Below are 17,128 nucleotides of genomic sequence, written 5' to 3'. Positions count from 1 at the left end.
CAGGGCTTTGGCACGCGCAAGGATTGCCGCGTGCTGATCCGGCACCGGCGCGTCACGGTCAATGGCGTTTTGTGCGAAAACCCATTTGCCGAATACGCCACAGACGGCCTGAATTTCAGCATCGACGATGCCACCTGGCCATTCCGGGCGCAGGCCACGATCATCCTGCACAAACCGGCCGATTACGAGTGCTCGCGTCAGCCGCAGCACCATCGCTCGATCTTCGAACTCCTTCCCGAACCGCTGCGCGCCCGTGGCGTGCAACCGATCGGCCGGCTCGATGCCGACACCACCGGCCTCCTGCTCCTGACCGACGACGGCCAGCTCAATCACCGTCTGGCTTCCGGCAAGCGGCGCGTGCCCAAGGTATACCGGGTGACGACCCGCCACCCGCTGACGCCGGAAAGCATCGCCAAGCTGCTCGACGGCGTGCAACTGCACGACGAACCCGCGCCGATCAAGGCTGCGGCGGCCGAGCCAATAGACGACCACAGCTTGCGCCTGACCGTCACCGAGGGTAAATACCATCAAGTCAAGCGCATGATCGCTGCTGTCGGCAACCGGGTCGAAGCATTGCACCGGGAGAGTTTCGCCGGTCTGGCGCTGCCCGCCGATCTGCCAGCCGGCCACTGGCGCTGGCTGGCGCCGGAAGCACTGGCGCCAGCGGGGCAGATCGCGTGACCTTGACCGAAATGCGCTACATCGTGGCTCTGGCGCGCGAGCGCCATTTCGGGCGTGCCGCCGAAGCCTGCCACGTCAGCCAGCCGACCTTGTCCGTGGCGCTCAAGAAGGTCGAAGGTCAGGTCGGCGCGGCCTTGTTCGAGCGCAGCGCCAACGAGGTACGCATCACCGCGCTGGGCGAGCGGGTCGTCAGCCAAGCCCAACGCGTACTGGCTGAAGCGGTCAAACTCGACGAAATCGCCCTGACTTCCGGTGATCCCTTAAGCGGCCAGCTGCGTCTGGGCATCATTTACACCATCGCCCCCTACCTCTTGCCGCAGCTGATTCCCGCACTGTCGCAACAGGCTCCGAAAATGCCCTTGTTCATCAAGGAAGATTTCACCGCCAATCTGGTGCCCGCCTTAAAAGCCGGCGAGCTCGACATCATCATCATCGCCTTGCCCTTCGTCGAAGCCGGCCTGGTCGCCCAAGCCGTCTATGACGAGGCTTTTCGCGTCGTGGTACCGCGCGAACACCCTTGGGCGGCACGCCAAGACGTCGCCGCCGATGCGCTGGACGGCGAACATCTTTTACTCCTGGGGCACGGCAACTGTTTTCGCGACCAGGTGCTGGAATCCTGCCCCCGCTTGAACACACCGGATGCGCTCGAACACGCGCTGGAAGGCAGCTCACTCGAAACCATCCGTTACATGGTGGCCAGCGGTGCAGGTATTGCCGTCATGCCCAGCTCAGCAGCCGATCCTTTGATCGAACGCGAACCGATGGTGCGCGTCCTGCCTTTTACCGCACCTTCGCCGGCACGCACCGTCGGCCTCGTCTGGCGCGTCACTTACCCACGCAGCGCCGCCGTCGATGCCGTGCGCGCAGCGCTCCTTGCCTGCTCTCTACCGGGCAGTTCGATCTGCCAGCCAACCCGGTAGTCGATTCATTTCCCACCAGCAAAAGCCGACAAGCGCAACCCGCCCGGACGGGCGATTCGATGCGAAACCCAGGCTGAAGGCTGTTCGATCCAGCGATAAAACCCCGATGCCGCCGCGATACTCGCCACAAATGCCAGCAGCAAACCCAGGCTGGCAAGCAAGGGCGAAGTCCAACCCAGATGCGCCCACAAAGCGGCGACGAGAATCAACACCGGAAAATGCACCAGAAATAGGCTATAGGAAATTTTTCCCAGCCACAAAATGAGGGCATGCCGCGGCCAGCGCACGATCCAGCCACTCTTCAACGACCAGAGCAACAGATAACCCACCAACATGGCGATGCTCAAACGCCAGCGCCACTCAAACGCCATGGCGATCAAGAACAGCGCCTGATACAGCCAAAATTCCAGTGTTTGCGTGCCGTTCTTACTGCGCCAGACGACGACACCCATGAAAAAATAGGGGAAAAAATAAATTCCCCACACATCCCAGCCGGCGTTCAGATTGGCGTAAAACAGTGAAAAAACGGCCAAACTCCAGCCCAAGACGCCCAGCACATCAACACCACGCCATAAAACGCAATCGCGCAGGCATAGCAAAATGGCGAACAAGATGCACAACTGAATATTGATACCAACGAACCACAAGCCAGCGGACAAGGCTTCATAGCCCAGAATGTCCTGCAGGAAAAACAGGTGCGCGATCAGCTGTGGCCAACTCACTGCGGCCCCGAGCACACTGTCCGGCACCCAGTTACGGGCAAAGGCATAAATGGGCAAAATCAGGGCAATGACCATCAGATAGGGCAAGCCCAAACGGCAATAGCGGCGCAGGAGAAATAAAAACAACCCGCCAGCTCGCCAGCGGTGCGCTGCCAAACTGTGTGCCAGGACGAAGCCGCCAAGTACGAAAAACACCTGCGTCGAGCGGGCATGCACTTCAAACCAGAGCAAAAGCTCACCCAGCAAGGGGCGCGCCCATTCACTCAAGGGAGGATAGAGCGCGAAATGGTGCCAAACGATGACCAGCGCCGCCAGCGCGCGTAGGGCAATAATAAAGTTGAACTGCCGCTGTCCCGCCTTTTCGCCGCCCAAGGGGGACGGGAGAGGCTCGCTGATTTGTCTTTGCACAAGGCCCACCACAAAAAATTTGCGCCCCCGAAGGTTTTCGAGAGCGCATCAATGGGCGGCGATTATATGACAAAAGCAGCAATTTTTCCGTTCAGATACATATTGTTACCTGATACGGAACGAAGCCCTGGGCGGCATCAGCCAGGCTTCTTCGCTTTCGCCGGCGTTTTTTTGGCTGCGGGCGCTTTTTTCTCGAATTCAAAGCCCACTTTGCCGTCGGCAATCACCAAATACGCGGAAAATTTGCGCCGGGTGCGGTTGGAAATGAACTCTTTGAGCAAATCGGTGCGCCCTGTCGTCAGCATTTTCTGCATCTGCTCGGGCGCAATCGGCTGCTGCAAAATGATCTTGCCAGAGCGAAAATCACAGGTTTTCTCGCTGCCTAGCGATTTTTCGCAAACGTAGGCTTTGTCATTGTCGAACACGCCGGCGGCACACTTGGGGCAGGCACCCAGACTTTGCTGGCCGGAAAAATCGACGGGCTCGTTACTTTCCTCGCCGGCTTTGTCCTGTGCAAAATCGAATTCTGGCTGCTTGTCGGCGTTCAGTTTGATCGCAGCGGCAAAACTGCGCCCCATTTTGTTACGAAACCCCGTCAGTGGGCCGACCTGCCCGTCACGCAGCAGGGTTTCCACTTCTGCCGGTTCGTACTGGCGTCCGGCAACGATCTTCCACAAGGCATAGTCACAAGCGCTGCATTGGAATTTTTTGTAGGTTTCACGAATCTGCCCCGCGCATTTGGGGCAGGGTTCGGTCAATACACCGAAATCACCGGGGATGGTGTCGTTATCGTAGCTTTTGGCGCGCTCGACCATGTGGCGCGTCATTTCGGCAATTTCACGCATGAATTCAGCACGCGTAAAGTCGCCTTTCTCGATGCGTCCGAGCTTCCATTCCCAGTCGCCAGTCAGTTCGGGTTGGGTCAATTCCTTGATCCCCAAACCGGTGAGCAAGGTCATCAGGTTGAACGCCTTGGCCGTCGGTATCAGCTCGCGCCCTTCGCGCAGCATGTACTGCTCGCCGATCAGGTTTTCGATGATTTGTGCACGCGTCGCCGGCGTTCCCAAACCGCGCCCGGCCATTGCGGCTTTCAGCTCTTCGTCATCGACCATCTTGCCCGCACCTTCCATGGCGGAGAGCAAGGTCGCTTCCGAATAACGGGCGGGCGGCTTGGTCTGGTTCGCCTTCACCGTCACTTCCTCGGTGCGCACGGTTTCACCTTGCGCCACCGCCACCAGATTGCCTTCTTCACCCTGGCCCTCTTTGCCGTAAATGCTCAACCAACCCGGATTGACCAACACCTTGCCTTCCGTCTTGAACGGATGGCCCTGAACGCGGGTGATGCGGGTGGTGACCAGATATTCAGCCGCCGGGAAGAAGACGGACAAAAAGCGGCGCACGACGAAATCGTAGAGCTTTTGTTCGGCTTCGTTCAAATTCTTCGGTGCTTGCGGCGTAGGGATGATGGCGAAGTGATCGCTCACCTTCGCATTATTGAAAATACGCTTGTTCGGCAGCACCCATTGGCGCGCCAGAACCTGGTGGGCAAAGGGGGCGTAGCGGGCGAGCAAAACCTCATCATGCCCTTTGCCTGCCCCCTCGCCGGTCAGCACACGCATCGTCTCCTTGACCGTGGCGATATAGTCTTCCGGCAGGCAGCGCGAATCGGTCCGTGGGTAAGTCAACACCTTGTGTTTTTCATAAAGCGCCTGGGCCAGACCGAGCGTGGTTTTCGCCGAAAAACCAAAGCGTGCGTTGGCTTCGCGCTGCAGACTGGTCAAATCGAACAAGAGCGGCGAAAGACGGGTTTCCGGCTTGGCCTCTTCGCTGACACTGCCCGGCTGGCCTTGGGTAGCGGCCCGGATCGCTTCGGCCCGCGCGACGTCCCACAAACGATCGGCGCGCGCATGTTCATCGTCCTGCTTACCTTTGAAGCCTTCGTCGATCCACTTGCCAATGTAATTGCCGGCCTGGGCTGCGAATTCGGCTTCGACTTCCCAATAATCACGGGGCTTGAACTCACGGATCTTCTTTTCCCGCTCGACCACGATGGCCAAGGTCGGCGTTTGCACACGGCCGACCGTCGTCAAATGGAAACCGCCAGTTTTCGAATTGAAGGCAGTCATCGCCCGCGTACCGTTGATCCCGACCAACCAATCCGACTCGGAGCGGCAAACGGCGGCATCCGCCAAACCTTGCAAATCGCTGCCCGGACGCAGGCGCGCAAAACCATCGCGAATCGCCTGTGGCGTCATCGACTGCAGCCACAGACGCTGCACCGGCTTGCCGGTTTTTGCGTGTTGCGCGATGTAATTGAAAATCAGCTCGCCCTCGCGCCCCGCGTCGCATGCGTTGATCAGACCGGTTACGTCTTTACGCTTGATGAGTTTATTGACCACACGCAAGCGGGCGGCGCTTTTTTCAATCGGATTCAAAGCAAAATGCGGCGGGATCACCGGCAAATGGGCAAAAGACCACTTGCCGCGCTTGACCTCGAATTCTTCCGGGCACGCCAGCTCAAGCAAATGGCCGACCGCCGAGGACAGCACATAATTCTCCGACTCGAAATAGTCATCATGTTTGGTAAACCCGCCCAAGGCCTTGGCGATATCGCTGGCTACGGAAGGTTTTTCGGCAAGGATCAGTTTTTTGCTCATGGGGTCGCCCTGTAAGGTGCCGGCGATAATAAGTGGGGCTTTCGGCGCTTGCAAGGGGCGCGCTCATGGCGCAGACGATTTAGTGTCTGCGAATTCAGAGCAGACGCTGGTAACGGTTTCCCGGCAGGGGTGCAATCTGCCCGCTTAATTCAAGCTCGAGCAAGGCCGCGAGCAGGGTTTCTGTCGTCTGGCCGCTGGCGGCGACCAGTTCGTCCAGGCTGACGGAATCAAAGCCGATCAAGGCCAGCAGCCCGCTCTCTGCGCTGGTATCGACCACAACATCGGGGACAACAGCGGACAGGCCGTCCGCCCCATTGTGGATTGCTTCAGCACGCCGACACACCGGCGTGCTGAAACCACACACGGGGCGCAATTCTTCTTCGATATGCTCGGCGGTTTCAACGAGTTTGGCCCCATCACGGATCAAGCGATGACAACCACGGGCCTGCGGCGAATGGATGGAACCGGGAATGGCAAATACTTCGCGCCCCAGTTCACCGGCCAGACGGGCCGTAATCAAAGAGCCGCTCTCCACGGCAGCCTCGATCACCAGCACCCCGCGCGACAAACCGGCGATGAGGCGATTACGGCGCGGAAAATTACCCGCCATGGCCGGCGTACCCAGCGCAAACTCCGAAACGATCGCCCCCTGCGCTGCGATACGGCGCGCCAAATCATGGTTGCGCGCCGGGTAAACGCGATCGATGCCAGTACCGATTACCGCCACGGTAACGCCACCAGCGCGCAGTGCCCCCTGATGCGCGGCAGTATCGATACCCAGCGCCATGCCGGAAACGATTTGCCAGCCGCGCCCGGCAAGTGCCGCCGAAAACTCTTCGGCATTGCGCAAACCCTGTGGCGTTGCATTGCGGCTGCCCACCACACCCAAGCTGCTTTGATTCAAATGGCGCGGCTCACCCAAAACATACAACACACTGGGCGGATCGGGTGTATCGAGCAGCATCTGCGGATAATCTGCGTCCGCCAGGGTAAGAATACGATGCCCGGGCAGCTCTGCCCAGGCGAGCGCGGCGTCAATCGCAGCCTGTGGTGGATCATTGAGCAGTTGATTGGCGCGCTGCCCGATGACGGCATGCAAATCTGCCGCACTGCGGGTGAAAATTGCTTCCGGTAAACCCCATGCGGCGAGCAGCCGTCTCTGGCTCTCGCCGCCGATACCCGGCGTCAGGGTCAGCCGCAACCACGCAGCCAGCCCTGAATCCGTTTTCACGGGTTGTGCACCCCGTCGCCAATCACCACCGACTTCGAGCCTTCGACAATCAAGGCGTAGGCAATGTGCTCAAAGGAGCGGAACACGAAAGCCAGGCCATAGCGCTCGTCCGGAATATCCGTCGTCAAACGTTTGACATCATCGTCCATATACGCCGCCGTGCGTTTGCGATACAGCGCGACCACATGACCATTTTCCAGACCGTCCGCTTCGCCGCGATTGATCGTGATGATGGAGCCCGGCCCGCCGGTGTTGATGGCACCGTAAATGGACATGATCTGACCGCGAATGTCTTTTTCCGGGGCGCGCGGCACATAGGCCAGAATAGTCGGCGGCGGGGCGGGTTTCAGCCAGTCGCCGTAATGAATGTCTTCTTTGGCCAAGGTCACCGTCAGCGTTGCCGGCTCACCTGGGCGGGTCAGCTTGGCGTTGCCCAGAAAATGCGCCTCATAGCCGAGAACCTGTTTGGTTTCCGGGTCGGTCAGCGGCTTGCCGGGGCGGAAAATATGCCACTGCATCACCTCACTACCGGCGATCCCCTTGGCGTAGGCAACGTCGCCACCGCCAATCAAAACACGATCTTCTTCAGTAGCAACGATGCGCGGCGAGGTTTTTTCTTCACCCGCCTCGATGATCAAGGGTTGCGACAAGAACGGTTCGATCACATTGGGCGGAATGCTGGGAATGCTTTGCGCAATCAGTGTTTCATAAACCTTGGGTTGCGGCTTACCCTGTCCGACCAGCGGTTTACCTAAACGTAGGCGCGGATTGCCGTCCGACATATCAAGCCAGACGATGTCGCCAGGATAAATCAGGTGCGGGTTTTTGATCTGATCCTTGTTCAGCCGCCAGATTTCCGGCCAGCGCCAAGGTTTTTGCAGAAATTTTCCGGAAATGTCCCACAACGTGTCCCCTTTGACGACAACGTGCCGATCCGGGGGGTTGTCGACCAACTCCAGGGGGGCGGCGGCACTTGCCAAGGTAACTGTCGCCGCCAGGAAGAGGCCGGATATAATGCGACGCATCATGAGTCATTCCTTTGCGATTAAGCGAAGCGTTTTGGAACTATTGCCGTACGCCGGGTTCACAAGTTGCACTGAAGTTTCAGCACCCGCCCCGTGCAGCGCCCAAAATCGCATTTGAAAAACGTATTTAAAATTTCGAGAATCACTTTAGATTCTGCATGTAATCCTTTCTGCAAGCAAGCTTTTATTCCTGTCTGACATGGCTTTATTACCCATTTTGCGTTTTCCCGATCCGCGTCTGCAAAAAATCGCTCAACCCGTGCACGAAATTGACGACAGCATTCGCCAACTCGCCGCCGACATGGCCGAAACCATGTACGAAGCCCCCGGCATCGGCCTGGCGGCGACCCAGGTCGACGTGCATCGACGCATCGTGGTAATCGATGTTTCGGAAGAGCACGATGCGCTGCGCGTCTTCATCAACCCTGAAATCCTGAGCTGCGACGGACTCTCGCTGGGCGAGGAAGGTTGCCTCTCGGTACCCGGAATTTACGACAAGGTGGAGCGCGCCGAGCGGGTCAGCGTGCGCTACCTCGACCTCGAGGGTAAAACCCAACGGCTCGACGCCGAAGGTCTCTTGGCCGTGTGCATTCAACACGAAATCGACCACTTGAACGGCAAGGTGTTTGTCGATCATTTGTCGCAACTCAAACAAACCCGCATCCGCACCAAACTCGCCAAACAGGCGCGTGTCACCGCGTAAATGCAATAAAGAAAAAACGATGCGACTGATTTTTGCCGGCACCCCTGAATTTTCCGCCCAAGCCCTGAGCGCCCTGATCGCCGCTGGCCACGAGATTCCTCTGGTGCTCACCCAACCCGACCGCCCCGCCGGGCGTGGCATGTCCTTACAGGCTTCGGCGGTGAAAAAAGTGGCGCAGGCCCACGGCTGCGAAGTTTTTCAGCCTGACAATCTGAAATCGCCGGAAGTTCAGGCGCGCATCGCTGCCGCCAGGGCTGAAGTCATGGTCGTCGCCGCCTACGGCCTTTTGCTGCCGCAAGCCGTACTCGATCTGCCGCCGGCAGGCTGCCTCAATATCCATGCCTCCCTGCTCCCACGCTGGCGCGGTGCCGCCCCCATACAGCGGGCGCTACTGGCGGGTGACGAAGAAACCGGCGTGTGCATCATGCAAATGGAGGCTGGCCTCGATACCGGCCCGGTGCTGTTACGCGCCTCTCTTCCCATCGACGCTGCGGAAACCGCCGCCAGCCTGCACGACAAACTGGCGCAATGCGGGGCGGCGCTCATCGTCAGCGCTCTGGAAAAACTGCCTTTGCCGGTCGAAATACAAAGTACCGACAACATCACCTACGCGCACAAGATCGACAAAAACGAAGCGCAGATCAACTGGCAGAACAGCGCCACACAGATCGACCGTCAGATTCGCGCTTTCAACCCCTTTCCTGGCGCCCAAAGCACGCTCGCCGGGCAACGCATCAAAATTTGGGCCGCCCACACCCATCCTGCCCAAGGGCCGAGCGGCACCCTGCTCGCCGTGGAGCGCGAGAGGCTCATCGTGGCCTGCGGTGACGCGGCCCTGGCGTTGACGGAAGTGCAAAAAGCCGGCGGCAAGCGCTTGCCTGTGCGCGAGTTTCTGGCGGGAAATCCGCTTCAGGTCGGTGATCGACTGGGTGAATAAGACGCTTCAAAAGCGGTTTTTTACGGCTACGCGCACTCAACACAGGGGCCGCAACTGCTGCGTTTCACGTGAAACGCACACGGCATCGAGCACCGCAGCCAGACGGTAAGCGGCAGCCGCCAGGCGCATCTGGGCAATCTTTTGGCTCGCAGCGGTGAACTGCGGCGTCAGCACAAAGCTGACACTACCCAGACTTGCCGGATAGGCTTGCGGCAAAAGCTGCTGGCTTTCTGCCAACCAGACGCTGGGCGAGGCAATGCTCGGCACACTTTGCGCCTGCAGTTGCGCCACGGCACGGCGCAGTTTTTTGCCGCGCAAGCCGCTCGCACCAGGCAAATCATCCCAGTAGGCATGCAGTTTGACGAAAGGCTGACGCCCCCGCGCCGGGTCTTCAACGAGCACCCCGTTACCCCCCCGATCTTCGCTATAGCCGGTATGCAGAGGCTGATGTATATCGCCCACCAGATGCGCCAGCCAGGGCAGTGCCCAAGCCAGTTCGGCCGCATCGCGGCTGCGCTCGAGAATCGCCAGCAAGCGGACGATCTGGGTATCTATTTGCCCACCGCGCCGACGTCCCTGCCGATCGATATTGACATAATGCCAATCGGCATGGGCCGACATTTCTGGAAACCCCGGCAAGGCTGGCGTCAGCTCGCTACCGGCACGAAAACGCGGATCATGGCGAATGCTGTCGGCCCAGGTCGCCGCTTCGGCAAATAACAAGGCCGCATCGTCGGCACCGGCTTTTTCCCGCCAGCGGCCGGCATCGGGATGCAGCAACAAATGTTCGCGGACAAAGTTACGCGTCGCCGGCCGCATGTGTTCCCAAGCCAGCACGGCCGTCTGCCGATGGCCGGCAGCATTCCAGGCAAGCACCGGCTCCCCGAGGAAAAACACCAGACAAAAGAAAAATACATGACGCATCCCGGCATTATCCCCTGCTTCGCCTTTACCCTGCAGCACCCAGCAGCACCCAGCAGCACCCAGCACGCTTTGCCCCACGCCACTACGCCCCGCGCTTTTTTTCAGGCACGAGCCTCAGCGCCAGCGCAGCAAGCCGCACGGCCACAATATGCCTCGTGCGATAATTCACGCCATGTCGCCTGCTTTGCCGCCCTTCTCGCCTTCCAGCCGCCTTCCTCCTGGCTCGCTTGCCTACGCTTTCTGGCAGGCCGCGGATCTCATTGCGCGCGTGCGCGCCGGGCGCAGTCTGGCCGACAATGCTTTGCAACGCGTGTCTGCCGCAGCCCGGCCGGCCGTGCAAGACTTGGTGTACACCACCCTGCGCGCCTATGGACGCGGCGACTTTCTGCTGACGCAACTGCTCGAACGTCCGCTCACACAACCCGCCGTACATGCCTTGTTGCTGGCCGCTCTGGAGCGCCTGGAGAAACATGCGCAGCACGCGCACACCATCGTCGACCAGGCCGTACTGGCCGCCGGCGAAATGGCACGCGGCCGCTTGCGCGGTCTGGTCAATGCTGTGCTACGTAATTTTCTGCGCCGGCAAGAGGCCTTACGGGCCGCCCTGAAACAAAACCCGCTTGCAACAGGACAACACCCCGCGTGGTGGCAGAGCACTTTGCAAAACGCCTGGCCGGAACAGGCGGCAAGCATCCTGGCCGCCGGCAACACGCCGCCGCCCATGGCGGTGCGCGTCAATCTGGCGCGCATCCGCCGCACGGACTACCAAAAACTGCTGCTAGCAGAAGGTATTGCCGCCACGCCGCACGGCGAAGCCGGGCTGTGCCTCGCACACCCCGTGCCGGTGGATCGTTTGCCCGGTTTTTTTGATGGCTGGGCATCGGTGCAAGACCCCGGCGCGCAGCGCGCCGCCGAGATCCTGCGCCCCGCACCCGGGGCCCGTGTACTCGATGCCTGCGCCGCACCCGGTGGAAAAACTGCGCATCTGCTTGAAACCACAACCCTCGACTTGCTGGCGCTTGACCGGCACGCCGCCCGCTGCCGGCACATCGAAGAAACCCTGGCCCGCCTGCACCTGAGCGCCCAGGTGCGCACCGCCGATTGCAGCCAGCCGGCCAGCTGGTGGGACGGCCGCCCTTTCGATGCCATTCTGGCCGACGTTCCCTGCACCGCCAGCGGAGTCGTGCGCCGCCACCCCGACGCCAAATGGTTGCGCCGGGAAGACGATATCGCCAGTTTTTCCCGCAGCCAGAAAAGCATCCTCGAAGCCTTGTGGCCGCTGTTGCGCCCCGGCGGTCAGTTTTTATACGCCACCTGCTCACTGTTTCCGGCCGAAAACCAGCAGCAAATCAGCGACTTTCTCGCCCGCCACGCCGATGCCGAGCGCCTGCACGAAGAGCAACTTTTTCCGAACGCCACACACGACGGCTTTTTCTACAGCCTTCTCGGAAAGCGCCTCTGATGCCCCGCCGCGCACTTTGGCTCTATGGGCTCTTTCTCTGGTTTTTTCTCGGCAGTTGCACCTTGCAAGCGGCCGAAATCGGCGTGCACAACCCAAAACTGGAATGGACCGACGAAGGCTACGCCTTGAGCGCGGATTTTTCCTTCGAGCTGCCGCCCCGCCTGGAAGACGCCGTCAATCGCGGCCTGGTTTTAAATTTCGTTGCCGATTTTCAGCTCGAACGCGAACGCTGGTACTGGCTGGACGAGAAACTTGCCCGGCGCAGTCAAAGTTACCGCCTTTCTTACCACGCCCTGACCCGCCAATATCGCTTGAGCCGCGGCGTGTTGCATCAAAGTTTCGACAGTCTCGATGCCGCACTCGCCGTGCTGCGCCGCCTGCGCCACTGGCTGGTGATCGAGCACAAGGCGCAGGAACTGACGCCCGGCGCAAGCTACCAGGCCATGCTGCGTCTTTCTCTCGATATCACCCAACTACCGCGCCCTTTCCAAATCAGCGCCCTGGGTAACAAAGACTGGACCCTGGGCGGCAACTGGGCACACTGGAACCTCGTCCTGCCCGAAGCCCCGGTTCAGGGAGAAATCGCCCAATGAAGCGTTTTCTCGCCGCAGCAGGCGCGCTGGCCGGAGCGCTCGGGGCCATCGTCTGGTTTTTGCTGCTCCTGAGTACGGCGGCCGACACCGTCGTTTTTGCCCGCAATTACCCGGTCCTGATCGGCCTCAACCTCTTGCTGGCGCTCGGCATGTTGCTGCTCGTCGGCTGGCAGCTGCACACCCTGTGGCGCGATTACCGCAAGCAGGTGTTCGGCGCGCGCTTGAAACTGCGCCTGATGTTCATGTTTGGCGTCATCGCCGTTTTGCCCGGGGCGCTGGTCTATGGCGTGTCGGTGCAATTCGTCACCCGTTCGATCGAAAGCTGGTTCGACGTGCGCGTGGAAAAAGCACTCGAATCCGGCCTGCATCTGGGGCGCTCGGCGCTCGATTCCTTGCTTGCCGACCTGGTGCAAAAAGGCGAAGCTTTGGCCAACGAGCTCGGCGATCTACCAGAAAATGGCCGCCGCTCGGCCCTGCTACGCCTGCGCGAAGAAAAAAATCTGCACCACGCCGCCCTTTTTGCGCTTAACGGCCAGCTTTTGGCGAGTGCCAGCAACGCCCCTAACGAACAAGACCCGCACAAGCTGCCCGCTCCCGAAGCCAGCCAGCTCAAACAGGCGCGCACGGCCGGTGGCCTGCACGACATCATCGGCGAGGGTGAAGATATGGTGCTGCGCGTCCTTCTACCGGTGGGCTCGCGGCGCATGTTCGATGAAATTCGCATTCTTCAGCTCAGCCAGCCGGTGCCTTCCGGTCTGGCCCTCGATGCAGAGGCCGTGCAAGGCGTTTATCGCGATTACCAGGAATTGCAACTCGCCCGCCAAGGGCTGACGCGCATTTACGCTCTGACGCTGACCTTGACCGTTCTGGTCGCCCTTTTTGCCGCTTTCGCGCTGGCTTACTGGATGGCACGCCGCTTGACCGCGCCGCTGCACCTCTTGGCCGAAGGCACCGAAGCCGTGGCGCAAGGCGATTTTTCGCCGCGCCGCGCCATTGACAGCAGCGATGAACTGGGTGTTCTCACCCGCTCTTTCAGCCAAATGACGCGCCAGCTGGAAGAAGCGCGCCATGATTCTGAACGCCACCGCGGCGAAGTCGAGGCGGCACGCGCCTATCTCGAATCGATTCTGGCCAACCTCTCCGCCGGCGTACTCGTTTTCGACCACCAATTCATTCTGCGCACGGTCAACGAAAGCGCGCTCAACCTGCTGGGCGATGACTTTTCCGGCCTCATCGGTGTGGCACCGCAAAACTGGCCCCGGCAACAGCAGCTCGGCCACTTCATCCGCAGCCGCTTTGCCGCGAGCGAGGATGTCGAATGGCAGGCGCAGGTCGAACTGGAGCGCGACAATGGTCTGCCGCAAGTACTTTTACTGCGTGCCTCACGCCTGCCAGAAGTCAGCGGCGGCGGCGATGTCGTGGTGTTCGATGATGTCACCCAGCTGATTGCCGCCCAGCGCAGCGCAGCCTGGGGGGAGGTCGCCCGGCGTCTGGCGCACGAAATCAAGAATCCGCTGACGCCCATCCAGCTTTCCGCCGAACGTTTACAACTCAAACTCGGCACCAAACTCACCTCCCCTGACGCCGACATGCTCGAACGTGGCACACAAACCATCATCAACCAAGTGCAGGCGATGAAACGCATGGTCGATGATTTTCGCGATTACGCCCGCACCCCGGCCCCGCAGCTTGCTCCCGTCGATTTGAACGCTTTGGTGCAAGAAGTCTTGAGCCTCTACGAAGGCAGCACGGCGCAAATCGAGCTTAAACTCGCCGCCGATTTGCCGCCGGTGCAAGGCGATGCCACACAGCTGCGGCAAATCATCCACAATCTGCTGCGCAACGCCGAAGACGCGCTGGAAAACCAAAACCCTGCGCGCATCGAAATTTTGAGCGAAATCGCCGGCAGCCGCTGCGCGCGGCTACGCATCACGGATAATGGTCCAGGTTTTCCTGGCGAGCTCTTACCGCGCATCTTTGAACCGTATGTCACGACCAAGGCGCGCGGCACTGGCCTCGGGCTGCCCATCGTAAAAAAAATCATCGATGAACACCAGGGCAACATAGAAATCAGTAACACGGCCGCCGGCGGCGCAAGCGTGGATATTCGCTTGCCGCTGGTACGCCACAAGGAGGGTATGCATGGCAATCATTCTGGTCGTTGACGACGAAGTCGGCATTCGCGAGCTTTTGTCGGAAATCCTGATCGACGAAGGCTACGACGTGCGCCTGGCAGAAAATGCCCAGGCGGCACGCAAGGCACGCCAGGAAATACGCCCGGACCTCGTGTTGCTCGATATCTGGATGCCAGACACCGACGGCATTTCCTTGCTCAAAGAATGGCATGGCAGCGGCCAGCTGAGCATGCCCGTCGTAATAATGTCGGGCCACGGCACGATCGACACCGCCGTCGAAGCCACACGCTTCGGGGCCTGCGATTTTCTGGAAAAACCCGTTTCCTTGCAAAAACTGCTCAGCACGGTACAAAAAGCGCTCAAATCCGAAGCACCGCAAGCGAGCGCACCGCTGACTCTGGATGCCTTCGCCCACCTGGGTTTCATCAAGGAATTCCGGCGGCGCCTGGAACAAACGGCCGGCAAAGCCCCCATGCTATTGCTGCGCGGTGCCAGTGGCCCTATGGCAGAAATGGTCGCCCGCAGCCTGCAGGTCGCGCGCACCCCCTGGCTGGACCTGAGCAGCCTGAGCAGCCCCTTGAGCCAAGAACAGCTCGAAAAGTGCAACGGCGGCATTTTGTTCGTGCCAGATCTTGCTGCACTGAGCAAAATGCAGCAGATGAGTCTGGTTTTTGCCAGCGAACGGGTCGAAAAACTCAATGTCCGCCTGCTCTGCGCCACCGCACTCACCCCGGTGCAACTGGTGGAACAAGGTTGGGACAACACCCTCGTCCAGCGACTCAGCGCGGTATGGCTCAATCTGCCCAGTCTCGCCAACCAGGCCGATGAGCTGCCCGACATTGCGCGCATCCTGCTCGATCACCTGATCGGGCAACGCGAAATACCACAACGGCGCTGGTCCAGCGCTGCCCTCGCCAATCTGCACAGCGCCGCCAGAAAACGACTCGACGAGAACAGCTGGAATGCCTTGCATGGCCTGATCAAAAACCTGGCCCTGAGCGCACTGGAAGAAGAAATCAGCATCGACGACCTGCATCGTGTCCTGCCGCAAAATGAGGGTGAAAACGAAGCAGAACGCTCCCTGCTGCCACTTTTCGAACAGCCTTTACGCGAAGCGCGCGATACCTTTGAAAAACTGTATTTCGAATTCCACCTACGCCAGGAAAACGGCAACATGACCCGTTTGGCCGAGCGTTCCGGCCTGGAGCGCACCCATCTCTACCGAAAATTAAAACAACTCGACGTGCGCCAGGGGCGGCGCGGCGAAGAATAAAACGCACGCAGGGGCGGGGAACATGAAAATCATCATCGTCGGTGCCGGGCAGGTCGGCAGCAGTGTCGCCGAAGGTCTGGTGAACGAAGAAAACGACATCACGGTCATCGATCAAGACAGCCCGCGTCTGCGTTTTTTGCAGGATCGTTTCGATCTGCGCACCATTCGCGGCAATGCCACCACCCCCAGCGTCCTGCGCGATGCCGGTGCTGAAGATGCCGACATGATCATTGCCTTGACGCAAAGCGACCCGGCCAATCTCGTCATCAGCAAACTCGCCCACTCCCTGTTCAACACGCCGACCCGCATCGCCCGGCTGCGCGCGCGTGATTTTCTCGAAGATGAAAATCTGCTCTCAGAAAGCAATTTTGCCGTTGATTTTGCCCTCTGCCCGGAACAGGTCATCACCGAATACATCCAGCGTCTGGTCGAATTCCCGCGCGCTTTGCAAGTGCTCAATTTCGCCCGGGGCCGGGTTTCCCTGGTCGCCGTGCGCGCCTTTGAAGGCGGCCTGCTGGTGGGCAAACCAATCAAGGCCATGGCTGATTTATTACCGCCTGAAATCGATGCCCGTATTGCTGCCATTTTCCGCGACAACCAGCCGCTGATCCCGGAAGGCGACACCGAAGTGCGCATCGGCGACGAGGTGTTCATTCTCGCCGCCGCCGAACATATCCATACGGTGCTCAAGCAGCTGCGCCGCGCCGAAATGCGCGTGCAGCGCGTGATGATCGCCGGGGGCGGCAATATCGGCCTGCGTCTGGCTAAATCGCTGGAAGAGCGCTACGAGGTCAAGCTGATCGAAAAAACCGAAGCGCGCGCCGACCTGCTCGCCAACGAGCTGAACGACACCCTGGTGCTGGCCGGCGACGCGACCGACGAAGAATTACTGGAACAGGAAAACATTGCCGAAATGGACCTGTTCCTCGCACTGACCAACGACGATGAAAACAACATCATGTCTGGCAGCCTGGCCAAGCGTCTGGGCTGCCGGCGCGTGGTGGCGCTGGTCAATCGCCGCGCCTATGCCGAAATGATCGAAGGCGGGCCGATCGACATTGCCATTTCCCCGGCGCAAATCTCCATCGGCACCCTGCTCGCCTATGTCCGCCAGGCCGACGTGGCGGTGGTACATTCCCTGCGCCGAGGGGCGGCCGAAGCCCTGGAAATCGTCGCGCACGGCGATCGCAAAACCTCCAAGGTGGTCGGTCGGCGTATCGACGAAATCGACTGGCCGCACGGCGTCACCATCGCCGCCGTCGTGCGCAATTTCGAAAAACCGGTGATCGTCGGCCACACCGATGAATGGACGGCCATTACGCGTTATGGCGAAGTGCACATCGCCCACCACGACACCCTGATCGAAGCGGGCGACCACGTCATCATCTTCTGCACCCAGAAAAAACTGGTGAAAAAGGTGGAAAAGCTGTTCCAGGTCGGCTTCCAGTTCCTGTGAG

14 protein-coding genes are annotated in these 17,128 nt (G+C 60.0%); 9 read left to right on the top strand and 5 right to left on the bottom strand.

Annotated features, from left to right (window positions below):
* A partial coding sequence (locus ACM62Q_RS00575; RefSeq protein ID WP_415033022.1) for a 16S rRNA pseudouridine(516) synthase occupies positions 1–681 on the top strand: 681 nt, incomplete at its 5' end.
* Entirely contained in the window at positions 678–1,601 is a 924-nt protein-coding gene (locus tag ACM62Q_RS00570; RefSeq protein WP_415033021.1) for a LysR substrate-binding domain-containing protein, read from the top strand. The genes ACM62Q_RS00575 and ACM62Q_RS00570, both read left to right, overlap by 4 nt.
* 5 nt (positions 1,602–1,606) lie before the next feature.
* On the opposite strand, the gene ACM62Q_RS00565 is transcribed toward ACM62Q_RS00570, so the two are convergent.
* The 4 genes from ACM62Q_RS00565 to ACM62Q_RS00550 form a co-directional block, all read right to left on the bottom strand.
* Positions 1,607–2,731, bottom strand: coding sequence for an acyltransferase family protein (locus ACM62Q_RS00565; RefSeq protein WP_415033020.1), 1,125 nt, complete (start codon positions 2,729–2,731; stop codon positions 1,607–1,609).
* A gap of 137 nt (positions 2,732–2,868) precedes the next feature.
* On the bottom strand, positions 2,869–5,388 hold the full coding sequence (locus tag ACM62Q_RS00560) for a DNA topoisomerase III (protein WP_415033019.1): 2,520 nt from the start codon (positions 5,386–5,388) through the stop codon (positions 2,869–2,871).
* Between the two features lie 94 nt (positions 5,389–5,482).
* The gene (gene dprA, locus ACM62Q_RS00555; protein ID WP_415033018.1) at positions 5,483–6,619 is read right to left on the bottom strand and encodes a DNA-processing protein DprA; all 1,137 of its coding nucleotides are present in this window, start codon (positions 6,617–6,619) and stop codon (positions 5,483–5,485) included.
* Entirely contained in the window at positions 6,616–7,647 is a 1,032-nt protein-coding gene (locus ACM62Q_RS00550) for a LysM peptidoglycan-binding domain-containing protein (RefSeq protein ID WP_415033017.1), read from the bottom strand. Before ACM62Q_RS00550 ends, dprA begins: the two co-directional genes overlap by 4 nt.
* A gap of 196 nt (positions 7,648–7,843) precedes the next feature.
* Here ACM62Q_RS00550 and def point away from each other — a divergent pair, with 196 nt between their 5' ends.
* Together def and fmt are read left to right on the top strand one after the other, a co-directional pair.
* On the top strand, positions 7,844–8,347 hold the full coding sequence (gene def, locus ACM62Q_RS00545) for a peptide deformylase (RefSeq protein WP_415033016.1): 504 nt from the start codon (positions 7,844–7,846) through the stop codon (positions 8,345–8,347).
* Positions 8,348–8,366: 19 nt separating this feature from the next.
* Positions 8,367–9,284 carry a methionyl-tRNA formyltransferase gene (gene fmt / locus ACM62Q_RS00540; RefSeq protein ID WP_415033015.1) on the top strand — a complete coding sequence of 306 codons (918 nt, stop codon included), beginning with the start codon at positions 8,367–8,369 and terminating at the stop codon, positions 9,282–9,284.
* 36 nt (positions 9,285–9,320) lie between these two features.
* On the opposite strand, the gene ACM62Q_RS00535 is transcribed toward fmt, so the two are convergent.
* Positions 9,321–10,208 carry a S1/P1 nuclease gene (locus ACM62Q_RS00535; protein WP_415033014.1) on the bottom strand — a complete coding sequence of 296 codons (888 nt, stop codon included), beginning with the start codon at positions 10,206–10,208 and terminating at the stop codon, positions 9,321–9,323.
* 172 nt (positions 10,209–10,380) lie between these two features.
* Between ACM62Q_RS00535 and rsmB the strand changes: the two genes are divergently transcribed.
* From rsmB to trkA, 5 genes are read left to right on the top strand one after another with little or no spacing between them, the layout of a single operon-like run.
* On the top strand, positions 10,381–11,670 hold the full coding sequence (rsmB, locus tag ACM62Q_RS00530; RefSeq protein ID WP_415033013.1) for a 16S rRNA (cytosine(967)-C(5))-methyltransferase RsmB: 1,290 nt from the start codon (positions 10,381–10,383) through the stop codon (positions 11,668–11,670).
* On the top strand, positions 11,670–12,263 hold the full coding sequence (locus tag ACM62Q_RS00525; RefSeq protein WP_415033012.1) for a DUF4390 domain-containing protein: 594 nt from the start codon (positions 11,670–11,672) through the stop codon (positions 12,261–12,263). The genes rsmB and ACM62Q_RS00525 overlap by 1 nt, the downstream gene beginning before the upstream one ends.
* Positions 12,260–14,428, top strand: a complete 2,169-nt coding sequence (locus ACM62Q_RS00520; protein ID WP_415033011.1) for an ATP-binding protein — start codon at positions 12,260–12,262, stop codon at positions 14,426–14,428. Before ACM62Q_RS00525 ends, ACM62Q_RS00520 begins: the two co-directional genes overlap by 4 nt.
* Complete coding sequence (locus ACM62Q_RS00515) at positions 14,406–15,671, top strand: sigma-54-dependent transcriptional regulator (RefSeq protein WP_415033010.1); 1,266 nt, start codon at positions 14,406–14,408, stop codon at positions 15,669–15,671. Before ACM62Q_RS00520 ends, ACM62Q_RS00515 begins: the two co-directional genes overlap by 23 nt.
* Positions 15,672–15,693: 22 nt before the next feature.
* The gene (trkA, locus tag ACM62Q_RS00510) at positions 15,694–17,127 is read left to right on the top strand and encodes a Trk system potassium transporter TrkA (RefSeq protein ID WP_415033009.1); all 1,434 of its coding nucleotides are present in this window, start codon (positions 15,694–15,696) and stop codon (positions 17,125–17,127) included.
* Position 17,128: the final 1 nt, after the last annotated feature.

Origin of the sequence: Azonexus sp. (assembly GCF_047638095.1) — a bacterium.
Taxonomy (GTDB): domain Bacteria; phylum Pseudomonadota; class Gammaproteobacteria; order Burkholderiales; family Rhodocyclaceae; genus Azonexus.
Note: the sequence above shows the minus strand (reverse complement) of the source record. Positions and strands in the feature narration are given on the sequence as shown.